Source organism: Pseudomonas sp. RHF3.3-3 (assembly GCF_048069595.1).
In the GTDB taxonomy this organism is placed as follows: Bacteria; Pseudomonadota; Gammaproteobacteria; order Pseudomonadales; family Pseudomonadaceae; genus Aquipseudomonas; species Aquipseudomonas fuscovaginae_B.
The window spans coordinates 3,011,024-3,026,735 of the sequence record NZ_CP182250.1; the positions used below are offsets into that span (position 1 = coordinate 3,011,024).

Annotated in this window: 9 protein-coding genes; 7 read left to right on the top strand and 2 right to left on the bottom strand. The window is 66.6% G+C overall.

Annotated features, from left to right (window positions below; genetic code table 11):
• Positions 1–78: 78 nt before the first annotated feature.
• Positions 79–1,281, bottom strand: coding sequence for an MFS transporter (locus ACMGT0_RS13865; RefSeq protein ID WP_054062572.1), 1,203 nt, complete (start codon positions 1,279–1,281; stop codon positions 79–81).
• Positions 1,282–1,622: 341 nt separating this feature from the next.
• Between ACMGT0_RS13865 and ACMGT0_RS13870 the strand changes: the two genes are divergently transcribed.
• The 6 genes from ACMGT0_RS13870 to ACMGT0_RS13895 all read left to right on the top strand — a co-directional run bounded on the left by ACMGT0_RS13870 (position 1,623) and on the right by ACMGT0_RS13895 (position 8,046).
• A complete protein-coding gene (locus ACMGT0_RS13870) occupies positions 1,623–2,414 on the top strand; it encodes an enoyl-CoA hydratase/isomerase family protein (protein WP_054062571.1) in 792 nt (263 codons plus the stop codon).
• An 18-nt stretch (positions 2,415–2,432) separates the two neighbouring features.
• Positions 2,433–3,593: an acyl-CoA dehydrogenase family protein gene (locus ACMGT0_RS13875; RefSeq protein ID WP_054062570.1), complete on the top strand. Its 1,161-nt coding sequence runs from the start codon at positions 2,433–2,435 to the stop codon at positions 3,591–3,593.
• Positions 3,594–3,613: 20 nt separating this feature from the next.
• Positions 3,614–5,701 (top strand): acetate--CoA ligase family protein, encoded by a 2,088-nt coding sequence (locus ACMGT0_RS13880; RefSeq protein ID WP_416773058.1) that lies wholly within the window; start codon positions 3,614–3,616, stop codon positions 5,699–5,701.
• A gap of 128 nt (positions 5,702–5,829) precedes the next feature.
• A complete protein-coding gene (locus ACMGT0_RS13885) occupies positions 5,830–6,531 on the top strand; it encodes an NAD(P)H-dependent oxidoreductase (RefSeq protein ID WP_416773060.1) in 702 nt (233 codons plus the stop codon).
• A gap of 47 nt (positions 6,532–6,578) precedes the next feature.
• On the top strand, positions 6,579–7,211 hold the full coding sequence (locus ACMGT0_RS13890) for a TetR family transcriptional regulator C-terminal domain-containing protein (protein WP_054056935.1): 633 nt from the start codon (positions 6,579–6,581) through the stop codon (positions 7,209–7,211).
• A gap of 127 nt (positions 7,212–7,338) precedes the next feature.
• Positions 7,339–8,046, top strand: coding sequence for a winged helix-turn-helix domain-containing protein (locus ACMGT0_RS13895; RefSeq protein ID WP_054062567.1), 708 nt, complete (start codon positions 7,339–7,341; stop codon positions 8,044–8,046).
• Between the two features lies 1 nt (position 8,047).
• On the opposite strand, the gene ACMGT0_RS13900 is transcribed toward ACMGT0_RS13895, so the two are convergent.
• Positions 8,048–13,684, bottom strand: coding sequence for a dermonecrotic toxin domain-containing protein (locus tag ACMGT0_RS13900; protein WP_416773063.1), 5,637 nt, complete (start codon positions 13,682–13,684; stop codon positions 8,048–8,050).
• A gap of 277 nt (positions 13,685–13,961) precedes the next feature.
• Between ACMGT0_RS13900 and ACMGT0_RS13905 the strand changes: the two genes are divergently transcribed.
• Positions 13,962–15,593 carry a 5-guanidino-2-oxopentanoate decarboxylase gene (locus tag ACMGT0_RS13905; RefSeq protein ID WP_416773065.1) on the top strand — a complete coding sequence of 544 codons (1,632 nt, stop codon included), beginning with the start codon at positions 13,962–13,964 and terminating at the stop codon, positions 15,591–15,593.
• Positions 15,594–15,712 lie beyond the last annotated feature (119 nt).

Below are 15,712 nucleotides of genomic sequence, written 5' to 3' on the forward strand. Positions count from 1 at the left end.
AAATCCTGTGTGCGCCACAAAACCGGGAGCCGGATTCATCCGCGAAAACCAAAGACCGGTCACCACCAATCCCGATGGTCAGGCCACCGCAGCCAGCCGTTTCTGCCGACCGGCCACCACCAGGAAGCTCAGCAGCGCCACCAGCGGCAGGGCGCTGCCCAGCGCCATGATCGCCGCCCAGCCACCTTGCTCGTACAAACTGCTGGCCACTGCCGAACCGATGGCACCGCCGATGAAAATGCTGGTCATGTACAGCGCATTGAGCCGCCCGCGGCTGGCCGCATCCAGGGCATACACCGAGCGCTGGCCGAGCACCATGTTCATCTGCACGGCGAAGTCCAGCAGCACGCCGGTCACGGCCAGGCCGATCACGCTATAGGCCGGGTGAACCAGCGCCGGAACGAAGCTCAGGGTCGCCAGCAGCATCGCCAGCAGTGAGGCGCGGTGGGTGTGTCCGGCATCCGCCAGGCGCCCGGCCAGTGGCGCGGCAATCGCGCCCATCGCGCCGACCAGGGCGAACAGCGCGATCTGCGACTGCGACAGGCCATGGACCCGTGACAACTCCAGCGGCACGGCGGTCCAGAACAGGCTGAAGGTGGCGAACATCAACCCCTGGTACCAGGCCCGCTGGCGAAGCACCGGCTGGTCACGGAACAGCTTGCCCAGTGAACCGAGCAGTTGCCCGTAGGTGGCGCTGTGGCTGGGTTGGCGCCTGGGCATGGTGGTCAGGATCACCAGCATGATGAACAGCATCAACACCGCGGCACCGATGAACACCGTGCGCCAGCCGAAGTGGTCGGCCACCACGCTCGACAGCGGCCGGGCCAGCAGGATGCCCAGCAGCAGGCCGCCCATGATCCCGCCGACCACCCGCCCGCGGGACGCCTCCGGGGCCAGGTGCGCGGCCAGGGGAATCAGGATCTGCACCGACACCGAACTGAAGCCGATCAGCAGCGACACCATCAGGAACACACCGGGCTGCCGCGACAGGCCGGCGGCCACCAGGCTGAGGGTCGAGACCACCACGGTGGCGATCATCAGCTTGCGGTTCTCCAGCAGGTCACCCAGCGGCACCAGGAAGAACAGCCCCAGGGCATAGCCGATCTGGGTCAGGGAGACGATCAGGCTGGCGCTGTGGGCGGAGATGCCCAGGTCCGGGGCGATCAGTTCGATGATCGGCTGGGCGTAGTAGATGTTGGCCACGATGGCACCGCAGCAGAAGGCGAACAGCATCACCAGGGCGCGGGTCATCACGGGCGTGGCGTGGGGGTGGGTCGACATGGTCGGGAAGCTCTGGAACGGGACGGGTAGGGCAGTTTAGTGATTGGGCCGAGGCGGTGTAAGGCGGTGGCAGGAATAGTTGATATCAGCGGTGTTGATGTTCTTTGGTCTGCTGCTGACGGCCCCCGGTCAACCCCTCCAGCGAGTTGTTCGAAGATGTAACAACTTCCCCTGCTGGCAGGCTTTTTCATCAAGATAAATTCATATAAATCAATAGATTGATGAATATTCCAAGAAATTGAATGAAGGACTTCAAGCGATTGCGACTCTACTGAACACTTGTTTAGTATCGCCCTCAATGTTCCACCTCACACCCAAGAACAATAAGCCGAGGGCCTTTCATGAGCTCCCAACCGACCCTGCTCGATACGGTGGAGGCCGGCATCGCCCGGATCACCCTCAACCGCCCCGAGCAACGCAATGCGTTGGACATCCCCACGCTCAAGTCGCTGATCGATCTGCTCGACCGGCATGCCGCCGACCCGGCGGTGCGGGTACTGCTGCTGACCGGCCATGGCCGCAGCTTCTGCTCTGGCGCCGACCTCGCCGAATGGGCCGACGCCGAACGCCGCGGCATCCTCGAAACCTATGGCTGGACCGAAACCGCCCATGTGCTGATGAGCCGCCTGCACGGTTTCGCCAAGCCGACCATTGCCGCTGTCAACGGCACGGCCGTCGGTGCGGGCATGGATTTGAGCCTGTGCTGCGATTTCCGCCTGGCCGCGCAAACCGCGCGGTTCAAGGCCGGCTACACCGGCATGGCCTACTCGCCGGACGCCGGGGCCAGCTGGCACCTGCCACGGTTGATCGGCGCGGAACAGGCCAAGCGCCTGCTGTTCCTCGACGAACTCTGGAGTGCCGAGCGGGCCCTGGCCGCCGGCCTGGTCAGTGAAGTCTGCGCCGATGAGCAACTGGCCGGCGCCGCCAATGAACTGGCCGCGCGGCTGGCATCCGGCCCGACCTTCGCTTTCGCCCAGACCAAGGCGCTGCTGCGCGAGGGCGCCGCTCGCAGCCTGGCCGAGCAACTGCAGGCCGAACAGGCCGCCGGCCTGCTCTGTGGCCGCAGCCGCGATGGCGTCGAGGCGCTGCGGGCCGCCGTGGAAAAACGTGCTCCCCACTTCATTGGCCAGTAACCGGACAGCAGGTAACCCATGAATTTCCAACTGACCCAAGAGCAGGACATGCTGGTCGAAGCGGTGCGCAGTTTTGTCGAGAAGGAACTGCTGCCCCACGAAGATGCGGTCGACCGCGCCGATGCCGTGCCGCCGGAGCTTGCCGCGCAGATCCGCGCCAAGGCCATCGCCGCCGGCTTCTATGCCTTCAACATGCCGGAGCAGGTCGGCGGTGGCGGCCTCGACTACCTGTCCCAGGCGCTGATCGAACGTGAGCTGTCCAAGGTCTCCTGGGCCCTGCACGTCTTCGTCGCGCGGCCGTCGAAGATCCTCATGGCCTGCCAGGGCGCGCAGATCGAGGACTACCTGCTGCCCTGCGTGCGCGGCGAGAAGATCGACTGTTTCGCCCTGACCGAACCCGGTGCCGGCTCCGACGCCAATGCGATCAAGACCCGCGCGGTGCGCGAGGGCGATGAGTTCATCCTCAACGGCAGCAAGCATTTCATCAGCCATGCCGGGCACGCCGACTTCGCCATCGTCTTCGCGGTCACCGACACCTACGAGCACAACGGCCGCCGGCGCAATGCCGTGACGTCCTTCCTGGTCGACTGCGACACCCCTGGCATGACCATCCGCCGTGGCCCCAAATGCGTGAGCAACCGTGGGTATCACACCAGCGAGATCTTTTTCGACGACTGTCGCGTCCCGGCGTCCAAGGTGCTCGGTGAGGTGGGCAAGGGCTGGGAAGTCGCCAACGCCTGGCTCACCGCCGGCCGGGTGATGGTCGCCGCCAACTGCGTCGGCCAGGCCCAGCGCGCGCTGGAGGCGGCCCTGCAGTGGGCGGCCGACCGCCGGCAGTTCGGCCAGCCCATCGGCAGCTACCAGGGCGTCTCCTTCAAGCTGGCGGACATGGCCACGGAAATCCGCGCCGCCGAACTGATGACCCTGCACACCGCCTGGAAGATGGACCAGGGCACCCTGACCGACGGCGAGGCCGGCATGGCCAAGCTGTTCGCCAGCGAGGTGCTGGGCCGTGCCGCCGACGAGGCGGTGCAGATCTTCGGCGGCATGGGCCTGATGGACGAGGGGCCGGTGGAGCGGATCTGGCGCAACGCGCGGATCGAGCGGATCTGGGAGGGCACCTCGGAAATCCAGCGCCACATCATTTCCCGCGAGCTGCTGCGGCCGTTGCTGCGCTGAGCGAACCAGGAGAGCACGGCATGTCCATTCGAGACAATCTCAAGCGTCTGCTGGCCCCTCGGCACCTGGCGTTCGTCGGTGGGCGCAGCATGGCGCGGGCGCTCAAGCGCTGCGCCGAAGGCGGCTTCCAGGGGCCGATGTGGCTGGTCAACCCGCAACATGCCAGCCTCGACGGAATTCCCTGCGTGGCTTCGGTCGCGGAATTGCCTTGCGCTCCCGACGCGGTGTTCATCGCCACCCACCGCGAACTGAGCCTGGCCTGCGTCGCCGAGCTGGCGGCCCGGGGCGCGGGCGGGGCGATCTGTTATGCCTCCGGCTTCGCCGAGACCGGTGCCGAAGGCCAGGCCCTGCAGGCGCAACTGTTGCAGGCGGCGGGCGAGATGGCGCTGCTCGGGCCCAACTGCTATGGCCTGCTCGACTACCTGCACAACGTCGCCCTGTGGCCGGTGGCCCATGGCGGCAAGACGGTGGAGAAGGGGGTGGCGGTGCTGACCCAGAGCGGCAACTTCGCCTACAACCTGTCCATGAGCGACCGTTCGTTGCCGCTGGCCTACCTGGCCTCGGTCGGCAACCAGGCGCAACTGGGCGTGGCCGAGCTGATGGACGTGCTGCTCGACGAGCCACGGGTCACCGCCATCGGCCTGCACCTGGAGGGCCTGAAGAACGTGCCGGGGTTTGCCCGCGCGGCCTGCAAGGCCCTGGAAAAGGGTATTCCGGTGATCGCCCTGAAGACCGGCGTGTCGCAGATCGGCGCCGAACTGGCGTTGAGTCATACCAGTTCCCTGGCCGGCTCCGACGCGCTCTATGACAGCCTGTTCGATCGCCTCGGGGTGATTCGCGTCAGCGGCCCGGTGAGCTTCATGGAAACCCTCAAGGCCGCCGCCTGCGGCAACCTGCCGATGGGGCCGAGCCTGACCGGGCTGGCCTGCTCGGGTGGCGATGCCGGGTTGATTGCCGACTACGCCGAACGCAACGGCCTGAAACTGCCGAAACTGGATGCCGGGCAGCGCGCGGAACTGGCGCAGGTGCTGCCCGGCTACGCCAACCTGGTCAACCCGCTGGACTTCACCACGGCGATCTGGGGCGACCGGGATGCGCTGGAGCGGATGCTCGACACCGCCCTGAGAACGCCGGCCGATGCCGCCCTGCTGGTGCTCGACTATCCGGCCGAGTTCACCGGCGAGCGCCAGGAGTGCGACCTGTTGCTCGAGCTCTACTGCCAGGCGCTCGAGCGTCATGGCAGGACCGGCTTCGTCGCCTCGGCGTTTCCCGAGCTGCTGCCGGCATCGGCTCGTGAGCGCCTGCACGCCCATGGGGTGGCGGCCTTGCAAGGGGTCGAGGACGGCCTGGCGGCCTGGGCACGGATCGCCCATTACCGCTCGCGCCGCGAAGGGCTGCTGGCCGATGGGCAGGCGGCCCTGGTGCCGATCTGCCCGCCGGCCGCGGCAGGCTCAGGCCACCTGCTGGATGAGTGGCAGTCCAAGCAGGCTCTGCGGCCGTTCGGCCTGCCATTGCCGCAGGCGCGTATCGGCCATCCGCAGCAGGCGCTGCTGGAGGCGGGCAGCCTGGGGTATCCGCTGGTGCTCAAGGTGGTCAGCGCCGAGCTGCCGCACAAGACCGAGGCCGGTGGCGTCGCGCTCAATCTCCAGGACGAGGTCGCCCTGGCCAGTGCCCTGCAGACGATGCGCGAGAGTCTGGCCCGGCACGCGCCGCAAGTGCGCTTCGAACAGGTTTTGCTCGAACGCATGGCTGCGCCGCCGCTGGCCGAACTGATCGTCGGGGTCAAGCGCGAGCCCGGTTTTGGCCTGGCCTTGGTGATCGGTGCCGGCGGCATCCTGGTGGAATTGCTCAAGGACAGCCGCAGCCTGCTGCTGCCGACCACCGACCAGGCCATCGAGCAGGCCTTGCTGGGCTTGCGTTGCGCGCCGCTGTTCAGCGGCTTTCGCGGCGGCCCGGCGGTGCCGTTGCCGGCGTTGGTCGCGGCGATTCGCGCGGTGGCGGACTACGCCTGCGAGAACGCCGGGCAGTTGCTGGAACTGGATGTGAATCCGCTGCTGGTCAATGCCGAGGGGGCGCTGGCGGTGGATGCGTTGATTCGCCTGGCGTGAGCCGGGTTATGTCTGGGCGGGCCCATTCGCGGCGGTGCGGCCTCCCGACAGGCCCGGCTCCCACAGAGTTTTGCGACCATTTTGGCGGCGCTGTTCCGGCCGCTTCGGCATCGCCATGAGGACCTTCCATGAACGTACTGATCATCCACGCCCACCCCGAACCCCAATCCTTCACCGCCGCCCTGCGCGACCAGGCGCTGCAGACCCTGCAGGCTCAGGGTCACAGCGTGCAGGTCTGCGACCTCTACGCGATGAACTGGAACCCGGTCGCCAGTGCCGGGGACTTTTCCAGCCGGGACAACCCCGACTACCTGGTCTATGCCCTGGAACAACGCGTGGGCGTGAAGAACGGCAGCCTGGCCGCGGATATCCGCCAGGAGCTGGAGAAGCTGCTGTGGGCCGGCCTGCTGATCCTCAATTTCCCCCTCTACTGGTTCTCCGTACCGGCTATCCTCAAGGGTTGGATCGACCGGGTGCTGGTGTCCGGCCTCTGCTACGGCGGCAAGCGTTTCTACGACCAGGGTGGCCTGGTCGGCAAGAGGGCGCTGGTCACCGTGACCCTGGGCGGGCGCGAGCACATGTTCGGCGAGGGCGCGATCCACGGGCCGTTGGAGGACATGCTGCGCCCGTTGCTGCGCGGCACCCTGGCCTATGTCGGGCTGGACGTGCTGCCACCCTACGTGGCCTGGCACGTGCCCTACATCAGTGCCGAGGCTCGCGAACAATACCTGCTCGGTTACCATCGGCGCCTGGAAAGCCTCGACCAGGACCATCCGCTGGTGTTTCCGCGCCTGGCGCAGTTCGACGAGGCGCTGTACCCCATCGGCTGATTCGGGCAGGTACCGTCAGTCATCGACCTTGAGAGGGCAGGAGCACTATGGCCGAGGAAGCACGTTTTCTACGGATGGACCCCCAATTGCGCAAGGCCAACCTGGTGGCCGCGACCTTGCGTTGCCTGAAGAAGTACGGCTTCGTCGGCACTTCGATCCGCAAGATCTGCGCCGAGGCCGGGGTGTCGGTGGGGTTGATCGGCCATCACTACGCCGGCAAGGATGAACTGGTGGCCGATGCCTACCTGCACATCACCGGGCAGGTCATGAGCCTGTTGCGCGAATCGGTGGCCAGGGCGGGCGAGGGCGCCCGTCGGCACCTGTCGGCGTTTTTCGAATCATCGTTTTCCCCGGCCATGCTCGACCCCGAGCTGCTGGAAGCCTGGCTGGCCTTCTGGGGCGCGGTGAAGACTGCCGATGCCATCGACCGCGCCCACGACCATTCCTACGGCGAGTACCGCACCATCGTGGGCAATGCCCTGAGCCTGCTGGCCGAGGAGGAGGGCTGGGAGGGCTTCGACAGCGACCTGGCGGCCATCGGCCTGAGTGCCTTGCTCGATGGTCTGTGGCTCGAATGCGGGCTCAATCCCAACACCTTCACCCCGGCCCAGGGCGTGCAGATCTGCGAGGCCTGGGTCGACGGCCTGCAGATGGGCGGCTACCGGCGTTTTCTGCGCTGAACGAGGATTCAGGGCACCCCGTCACGCTTGTTGATCAAGTGTTCAATAGGCGTTAGAGTGCATGCCAGTCCCACCGCTTCGCATGATTCCAAGAACGGCCGCCCGCCGGCCGAACAGGAGCCTGGCAATGAAGAGCATGCCTCGTGTACTGGTGGTCGAGCCCGATCGCCTGATCCGTGAACAGTTGCAGGCCTGTCTCGCCGCCGAGGGGTATGGCGTCGACGGCGTCGCGTCCACCGAGCGGGCCGCGTGCCTGCTCGAGCGCCGGCCGGTGGCGCTGGTGGTGCTCAATATGCAGTTGCCTGCCTGCCTGCAACGGGTCCGTCAATGGCGAGCGAATTCGCAGGTAGGGATCATCCTGGTCGGTGGGCGCAATGACGAGGCCGAGCGGATCGCCGCGCTCGATTGCGGCGCCGATGACTGCCTGGGCAGCCCGTTGAATCCGCGGGAACTGCTGTGCCGCGCGCGCAACCTGCTACGTCGGATACAGCCGGACCAGCCGGCCGACTCCAGCCACCTCGCCCGTTTCGCCGAGTGGACCCTGGACACCGAGCGCCGTCGGCTCAAGGCCTCCGATGGCAGCGAGACGCTGCTCAGTCACGGCGAGTTCCAGTTGCTCAAGGTATTTCTGCGCAACAGTGGCCAGACCCTGAGCCGCGATCAGTTGATGGAGCAGTTGCGCAACCGCGAATGGTTGCCCAGCGACCGCTCCATCGATGTGCTGGTCGGGCGCCTGCGGCGCAAACTGCATGACAACCCGGCCGCGCCGGAACTGATTATCACCATTCACGGCGCGGGTTACCTGTTCACTGCCCGTACCTCGCGGGCGGCGTGAGTCACAGGTCGGTGGATTCGACCCAACGCACCAGCCCTCGTTCGCTCACCAGGGCCTGACTGAGGCTGTCGATGCTGTCGAACAGGCGGGCTTCGCTGAAGCCCCACCTCGGTTGATGGATATAGAACTGCCGGGTCCCGGTCTTGATCCTGATGGGCGTGGCCTTCAGCGAGCGATCGACGGAGCGGCTGATCAGCACCGGCCCCTGGGGTGCCGTCTCGATGGTGAACATGCCCGGCCGGGTCAACTGTGGGTGGGTGTCGAGTACCGGCTGGCGCAGGTAGACGGCCAGGTCGTCGAGTTCCACCACCTGCTTCAGGCCGGATTGCTGGAGCCCCCAGGCCAGGTCGGCGAGGCTGTTGTATTCGGTACCGATGAGACGGCCGAGTTCCGGGCGCAACAACCCCGTGGGATCCTCGATATGGAACACCTCGTAGCTGCGCCCCGAGCTGTGCACACGCCGGCTCTGCACGATGGGCTGGTCGAACACCACGAACGGCTGCGGCATTCCCGGGTCGATCAGGCGCCGGGACAGCCAGACCGCGTGATACTGCCCGCCACGTTGTTCGATCAGGAAGTCCCCTCGTGTTCTCATCAGCGCCCGATGGGGTCTCGGCACCTGTGGCAGGGGCAGGGGGGAGACGTTCACATCCAGTCGGGCATCGGCGCGCAGAAACCACAGCTGGCCGAACCTGTTCCGCGTGGAGTCTCCCGTATCCTGCAGGATCTGCAGGGGCAAGGGCTGCCCGCCGACATCGTTGGCGCGCAGGCTCACCGCGCCCATCAGGTCCGCCAGGCCGGGTTCACCCTTGAGGGTGGCGGCATGGATGTCCTGGACCAGTGCGATCCAGCGGCCCGGCCCGTGCTGCAACTGGTCGGCGTTGATCACTTGCCGGGCGTAGTACTTGAGGGGGCGGGTTCTGTTCGGGTTCGACTGGTTGAGGCCCAGGCGATAGCTGGCGACACAGTCGAGGGCCTGGACCCGGACACCATTTTCATGGGCCTCGCGCAGCAGGCGAAGGATTGACTGCAGGCCCTGGTGGTCGATTCCCTCGAGGATATCCAACTGGCGCAGCTTTTCCCTGAACAGCGGCGACAGGTAGCCGGTGCGGTTGAAGTCATCGAGATGGCTCGCCTGGTCGAGGTCGTTCATCAGGTTTTCCAGGTAGAGGGTCTTGAGCCGGTGGTCCCTGGCCAGTGAGCGCATCTGCTCGATCAGGATCTTTCGACCGCCCTTGGCGCCATGGGGCACCCCAAGGACGATGCCGTCCTGGTGTCGATAGGCCCGCTCGAACAGTTGTGTCGCCGACCCGGCGCTCGCCAGGTCGGCGATGGGTGTCCTGGCAGGCAGGGCCGGGCCCTCGGCAAAGAAGCGCTCGGCGTGCGCCACCAGTTGCTGGCGGCGTTGGGTGTATTGCAGGGCGGCCTGCCGCTGGCCTGCGGAAAGCCCCGGAGCGTTGGGGTCGATGGCGGCGCCGCTGTCGATGTAGGTGGCGATCGTCTGGCGATGGGCGGCCGGGACCTCATAGCGCGCGGCGCCGACCTGGTCCGGCGCCTGGCGCATACCGCCCGACAGGCGGCCCATGGGCAGGGGCTGCCAATGCCTGCCAACCCGGATCAGTTCGATATCCTGCGTCCAATGCTGCTCCATGAGCACGTAGCGCCGGCCGGCACGGGTGCCGGTGCGGTACCACTTGCCCTCCAGTTGGAGGTACTGCGTGAGGCGCGAGGCGCGGTCGACGAACAGGCCGTCGCGCAGGTACTCCAGTTCGGGGAGCCTGCGCACTTCATGCCGCCTGAGGTCCGAGGCCAGGTAGCGGATCGGCGTGACCGTCGAGGGCTCGGCGCTCAGTAGCGGTTGGCGCAGGCCGTCCTGGCCGGCCCGGGTGGTCCTGATCAGGCGGGACAGCTTCGAGGGCATCGAGGGAATCTGTCGCAGCAGCGGTTTTAGCGGTTGCAGGGGCAACGGCGCTGCGGCATCGGACAGTGTCCGGATCAGTCCATCGGCCGCTTCCTCATAGTGCCTCAGGGCCAAGGCCTGGCTGGCATGGGCCAGCCCGTACAGGCCGCGCAGCAGGTAGGCCGGCAGGCTCAGTTGCAAGGGGGCCAGGCCCAGCACGATCTCGGCGGCCAGGTGCAGGCCGGCATTGATCCAGTACCAGAGGGTGTCACGGTCCACCCGCTGGTTGCTCGCCGCGAAATATTCCACGCTGGCAATCACATGCCTGATCCGGGCATCGAACAGGGTGCTGAACAGATCGCCGGCGATGGGAAAGTAGCGTACCTGCGGGAACTGGCGCGCGAACAGTTGTTGCGGGTCCCATTGTTCGTTGCGCGCGGCCCGCGAGATGCAGTATTGCTTCCAGCCCGACTCGCGCAGCAAGGCTTCGAGCGCGGCGGGGTTGGCCAGTTCGCGCAAGGCCTTGCCGTCCGGTGCCTGGGGTGCGAGGAACAGCAGCGTGCTGGCTGGCGCGCTGGTGCTGATGACCAGCACTTCGTCCACGCTCATGCCATTGTGTGCCTCGCCGGTGCCGCCGAGCATCAGGTAGTTGGCATGGACTTCATGCCCATCGAGCAGCGGGCGCTTGCTGGCCGAGGGGTACCTGAGCAGATGCTCGATACGCCTGTAGCCGTTTTGTGACGGGCTGTCCTTGTCATCGAGCAGATCGCCACTCAGGTGCGCGACATAGGCATGCAGTTCCAGGCGGGCCCGTTCCCCCTCGACCCAGTCACGGCGCAGCGATGCCTGGTCCGGCCCCTGCAGTCTGTTTCTCAGCAGTGCCTTGTATCGACCCGGTGCATCCACGGTGCGGACGATGGTGGTGATGTCTCTGTTCGACAGGTTCAGCGGGCTGCCCGTCAGCGTGCTGGCCCTGGCCTTGAACGTGACGGACTCGCCCAGGCGCGAGCCGGGAATGTTCTCCAGTGCCAGGGCGGTCAGCGACAGGCTGCGATGGCGGCTGGTCACGGTCGATGGCAGGCTCTGCCAGGCGGGGCTCGGGTAGGTGCGGGTGTGGGTGACCTGTACCTCGGTGCTGTCGGGATCGATGGCGGCCTGGGGATAGTGCTGTTGCAGGTACGTGCGCAGCAGGCCGCTCGCATGGCTCCTGAGGGCGGGCAGATCGCCGAGGCTGGCGGGCACCGGGCTGGTCCTCAGGGTTGCGCGCCACAGCCTGGCCAGCCGGCTCTGTTCGTCTGCCGAAAGTTTTTCGAGGCGCCCGAGCAGGTCGCCGAACATCAGGTCGCGATTGCGGCGTTCCAGCACCGGGAAGATGTCCAGGCTTTTCGCCAGGTTGACGGAGTCGTTGAGTTGCCGGGCGAACTCGTCGGCATCATTGTCGAGCCCAGGCGCTCCCCGGACGAAGCGCCAGGTGTCGGCGAAATCCAGTTTCTGTTTGGCCAGCAGGCCATCGACCAGCACCTGCAGGGCGTCGCCCGTCTCGATCCGGTAGCTGAACGGCGCCGTGCGCTCGGGCGGGTTGGCGGCAATCAGGGCGTGCTGCCGGTTGGGTAGCAGGTCGAGCAGCGCCTCGCGCTCGGTTTCGTCGCTCAAGCGTTGTACCAGGCTGCGCTTGAGGGCCTGCAATGTCACGAACTGCTCCAGGCCCCGGCCGACCTGATAGAGCACGGCCGGCAGCTTGTAGGTGTCCAGATCGGGACTGCGGGTGATGACCAGGCTGCCTTCCAGGGGCGCATCCTGCGCCTGCAGGACGATCCGATAGACATGGATCGGCCCGTCGGCGGGATGGGCTTTCAGGCGCTGGGCCTGGGTGGGATGGTCCAGCACCCGCTCCAGGTCCTGTCGATTGCTCTCGTCCAGGGTCAGGTCCAGCTCGCGCAACTGCGCTTCCTGGCGAATCTGCGTGCGCAGATTCTCCTTCAGCAGCGTCTCGGCGCCGTTCCAGAAATTGTCCAGCCGATCGGCGAACTGCGTGTCGAAGGTCTTGCCGGCCTTGTCCAGGGTACCTGCCAGTCGGTCCAGGTCCAGGCCGATCAATTGTTGCGGCGCATAGGCGTCGGTCGGGCTGGCATACAGCCCGCTGTGGGTCGTGTCGAACGTCTGGCGGTTGCCGGCCAGGTGCTGGACGAAGACTTCCTTCAGCGTGCGCGATTGCGTGACCCGGCGATAGAGCACCTGCTCGCCGGGTTCGCCCAGCTCCGACAAGGGCCGGTAGCGCGTCTGTTCGAAGGTGTTGAGGTAAATCGCATCGGGGGCCGTCGAGGCGGCCTGGGGGAAGTCCTGCGCCAGTTGCCGCCCCAGGAGCAGGTCAGCGAACCAGCGGAAGTTGGGCTGCTGTTGCGCCAGCAACAGGGTCCGTCCGTTGGTGGCCGCCAGGTTGTCGAAGAGGGCTCGCTGGCGTTGGGCAAGCTGGTCGGGGGAGACGAAGGCGACAGGCGAGGCATGCTGGAAACCATTGCTGTCGGGCAGGCGTTGCGGGGGTTGCATGGCGGGGATCTCCAGCAGGGTGCGCAGGTGGTCGCGTGAAAGGGCCGCCTGCTGCAGTTGGCGTCGGCTGGTTTCAGCGTCTGTCAGGCCGAGCTGGCTGCGCAGCGGTTCGGGCAGGCTCGCCAGGGCCGAGGGCAGGTCGGGCTCCGGGGCTGGCGCCGTGCCTTCGGTGACCGCCAGGGTGAAGTGGTCAGGGTGGCGCAGGATGATATGCCGCTGTCCGGCCTGGGAGGCGCCGATGCCGGCCAGCAATGGGCCGTCCGCCGTCTGGTCGCGCAGTTCCAGGCGAGCCCCCTCCGCTGGCCAGCCGGGCAGGCTGGCGACGCTGTAGAGCATCAGTCGCAGGCTGTCGCCATGGTGCTGTCGACTCTTGAGAAACAGCCCCTCATAGGCCTGGCTCAAGCGCTCTTCCTGCAGATACCAGTGGGCGTCCCGCACCTGGCGACCGCTCAGTTCACCCGTGGAAAAGCGCATTGCCTCAAGATCGCCTGCGCTGGCATTGACCAGCAGCTCGATGGCGGCCGACTTCGACAGGCGCGGCAGCCGCTGGCGCAGCCGATTCACCAGGGGATCATCGGAGCGCTGCCTGGCGGCGTGGAAACTGTCGAACAGTTCCTGCCGGTGCGAGCGCAGCAGGGGCCTGATCCTCTGCCTGAGCGCCGCCAACTGCGTATCGGCGGTGAGGTACTGGCCATCCAGCAGCCGCTCGCGTTGGTCCGGGGACATCTGCGCCAGGGCATGGCTCCACAGGGTGCCGTCGAGCAGGTGGGCACGTGCCACCCGTACCCTGGGCAGGTCAGGCGACAGGTCGGCGCCATATTCGCCCGCCACCGTCGCCGGTGGATCGTACACCTGCAGAACGCAGATCGCCGGCCAGACCAGTTCCAGGCCCGACAACTGCAACTGCCAGTGCACATGGGGCACCCCGGCGTTCGCCGGTGGGGCCGTGTCCAGCGTGTCGATGAAGTCGCCGATCTGCCGATCCAGCTCGAAGCGTGCGCGGGTGTCTTGCAGCAGTGCGGGGACCTGCGGGGATTCGGCGTAGGCGCTGCGCAGCGCCGGGCTGTCGATGCCGCTGACGAGGCGGATGCGCCGGGCGGTCTGCTCGGGCAGGTCGGCGAGAAAGTGCTCGATGGCCTGCTCCAGCGAAACGCTCGGGTCGGCTGTCTTCGAGGGGAGGGTGGGGCTCATGCCGGGTTCCTTGTCGTTGGGTGATGGCTGCCATTCAGCGCGCAAGCCCAGAGCCGGGAGCGGTAGTTAATGCTGGACGCGACAAGGATGTTCAAAGATGTAACAGGTCTGTGCCGGACGCATTTTTCGTCACAAAAAATAGCCTTTAAAAACAAGCGGATAGCTGTTCTTTTCGGTTTTTTGGCGGGGTTGGGTGATGATTGCCATGCTATTGAACAAGTGTTTAATATCTCTGCGCGGTCCCCATCACTCCACAACGACAAAGGCGAGGGCTGGCATGAACTCCCCATCGATCCCCGACGTTTCCTTGACCCCGCTCACCGGTGGCCAGGCCCTGGTGCGGCTGTTGGCCCGCTATGGTGTCGACACGGTGTTCGGCATTCCCGGCGTGCATACCCTGGAGCTGTATCGCGGGCTTCCCGGCAGCGGTATTCGCCACGTGCTGACCCGGCATGAGCAGGGGGCCGGTTTCATGGCTGACGGCTATGCCCGGGTCAGCGGCAAGCCGGGGGTCTGTTTCATCATCACCGGTCCCGGGGTGACCAACGCCGCCACCGCCATTGGCCAGGCCTATGCCGACTCGGTTGCGCTGCTGGTGATTTCCAGCGTCAATCACACCGCCAGCCTCGGCAAGGGCTGGGGTTGCCTGCATGAAACCCGGGACCAGCGGGCGATCACCGCGCCGATCACGGCGTTTTCCGCGGTGGCGCTGAACACCGACGACCTGCCGGAACTGGTTGCCCGCGCCTTTGCCGTGTTCGACAGCGAGCGGCCGCGGCCGGTGCACATTGCGGTGCCGCTGGATGTGCTGGCCGGGCCGGTCAGCCGCGACTGGAGTGCCGAGGTGGTACGCCGTCCGGGGCGTGGGCTGCCCAGTGCCCAGGCGCTGGAGGAGGCCGCCACGCGGCTGCAGCAGGCACGGCGGCCGATGATCATCGCCGGCGGCGGTGCCCTGGCGGCCGGGGACGAGTTGCGGGCCCTGAGCGAGCGTCTGGCGGCGCCCCTGTTCACCAGTGTCGCCGGCAAGGGCCTGCTGGCCCCGGAGCTGGCGCTCAATGCCGGTGCCAGCCTGTGCGTCGAGCCCGGCTGGCAACTGATCGGGCAGGCTGACGTGGTGCTCGCGGTGGGCACCGAAATGGCCGATACCGACTACTGGCGCGAACGGCTGCCGCTGAGCGGCGAGGTGATCCGGGTCGATATCGACCCGCGCAAGTTCAACGATTGCTATCCCTGCCGCGTCGCGCTGCACGGCGATGCGCAGCAGACCCTGGCGGCGTTGCTGGCGCGACTGCCGACGGCGTCGCGCGATGCCGCACAGGCGAGCCGGGCGGTCGCGGCCTTGAAGGCCGCCATCCGCGAGGGGCACGGCGCGTTGCAGAGCCTCCACCAGCGGATTCTCGATCGCATCGCGGCGGTGCTGCCGGCCGATGCCTTCATCAGCAGCGACATGACCCAATTGGCCTACACTGGCAACTACGCCTTCGCCAGCCGTACCCCGCGCAGTTGGCTGCACCCCACCGGCTACGGCACCCTCGGCTACGGCCTGCCGGCGGGGATCGGTGGCAAGTTCGCCGCACCGCAACGTCCCGGGCTGGTGCTGGTGGGCGATGGCGGCTTTCTCTACACCGCCCAGGAACTGGCCACGGCCGTCGAGGAACTGGACAGCCCGCTGGTGGTGCTGCTCTGGAACAACGATGCCCTCGGCCAGATCCGCGACGACATGCTCGACCTGGATATCGAGCCGATCGGCGTGTTGCCGCGCAATCCGGATTTTCAACTGCTGGCCCGGGCGTTCGGCTGCCGGGTGGCCGAGCCGCAGAACCTGGAGGCGCTGGAGCGTGATCTGCGCGCCGGGTTCGCACATGCCGGGGTGACGCTGATCGAACTCAGACACACCTGTGTGCGTTAGGGCACTGTCGTGAAAACGACCTGTTTGCGCTGAACGCGAAGCTCACGGCTTTCTGCTATTGAACGACTGTTCAGTCTTGGCTATGTTGGCTCCAGCACCCTCGGGTGGCTTGCGGGCTT

Coding starts and splice junctions, on each gene's coding strand:
- ACMGT0_RS13865 (WP_054062572.1), bottom strand. CDS start 1,281: ATGTCGACCCACCCCCACGCCACGCCCGTGATGACCCGCGCCCTGGTG.
- ACMGT0_RS13870 (WP_054062571.1), top strand. CDS start 1,623: ATGAGCTCCCAACCGACCCTGCTCGATACGGTGGAGGCCGGCATCGCC.
- ACMGT0_RS13875 (WP_054062570.1), top strand. CDS start 2,433: ATGAATTTCCAACTGACCCAAGAGCAGGACATGCTGGTCGAAGCGGTG.
- ACMGT0_RS13880 (WP_416773058.1), top strand. CDS start 3,614: ATGTCCATTCGAGACAATCTCAAGCGTCTGCTGGCCCCTCGGCACCTG.
- ACMGT0_RS13885 (WP_416773060.1), top strand. CDS start 5,830: ATGAACGTACTGATCATCCACGCCCACCCCGAACCCCAATCCTTCACC.
- ACMGT0_RS13890 (WP_054056935.1), top strand. CDS start 6,579: ATGGCCGAGGAAGCACGTTTTCTACGGATGGACCCCCAATTGCGCAAG.
- ACMGT0_RS13895 (WP_054062567.1), top strand. CDS start 7,339: ATGAAGAGCATGCCTCGTGTACTGGTGGTCGAGCCCGATCGCCTGATC.
- ACMGT0_RS13900 (WP_416773063.1), bottom strand. CDS start 13,684: ATGAGCCCCACCCTCCCCTCGAAGACAGCCGACCCGAGCGTTTCGCTG.
- ACMGT0_RS13905 (WP_416773065.1), top strand. CDS start 13,962: ATGAACTCCCCATCGATCCCCGACGTTTCCTTGACCCCGCTCACCGGT.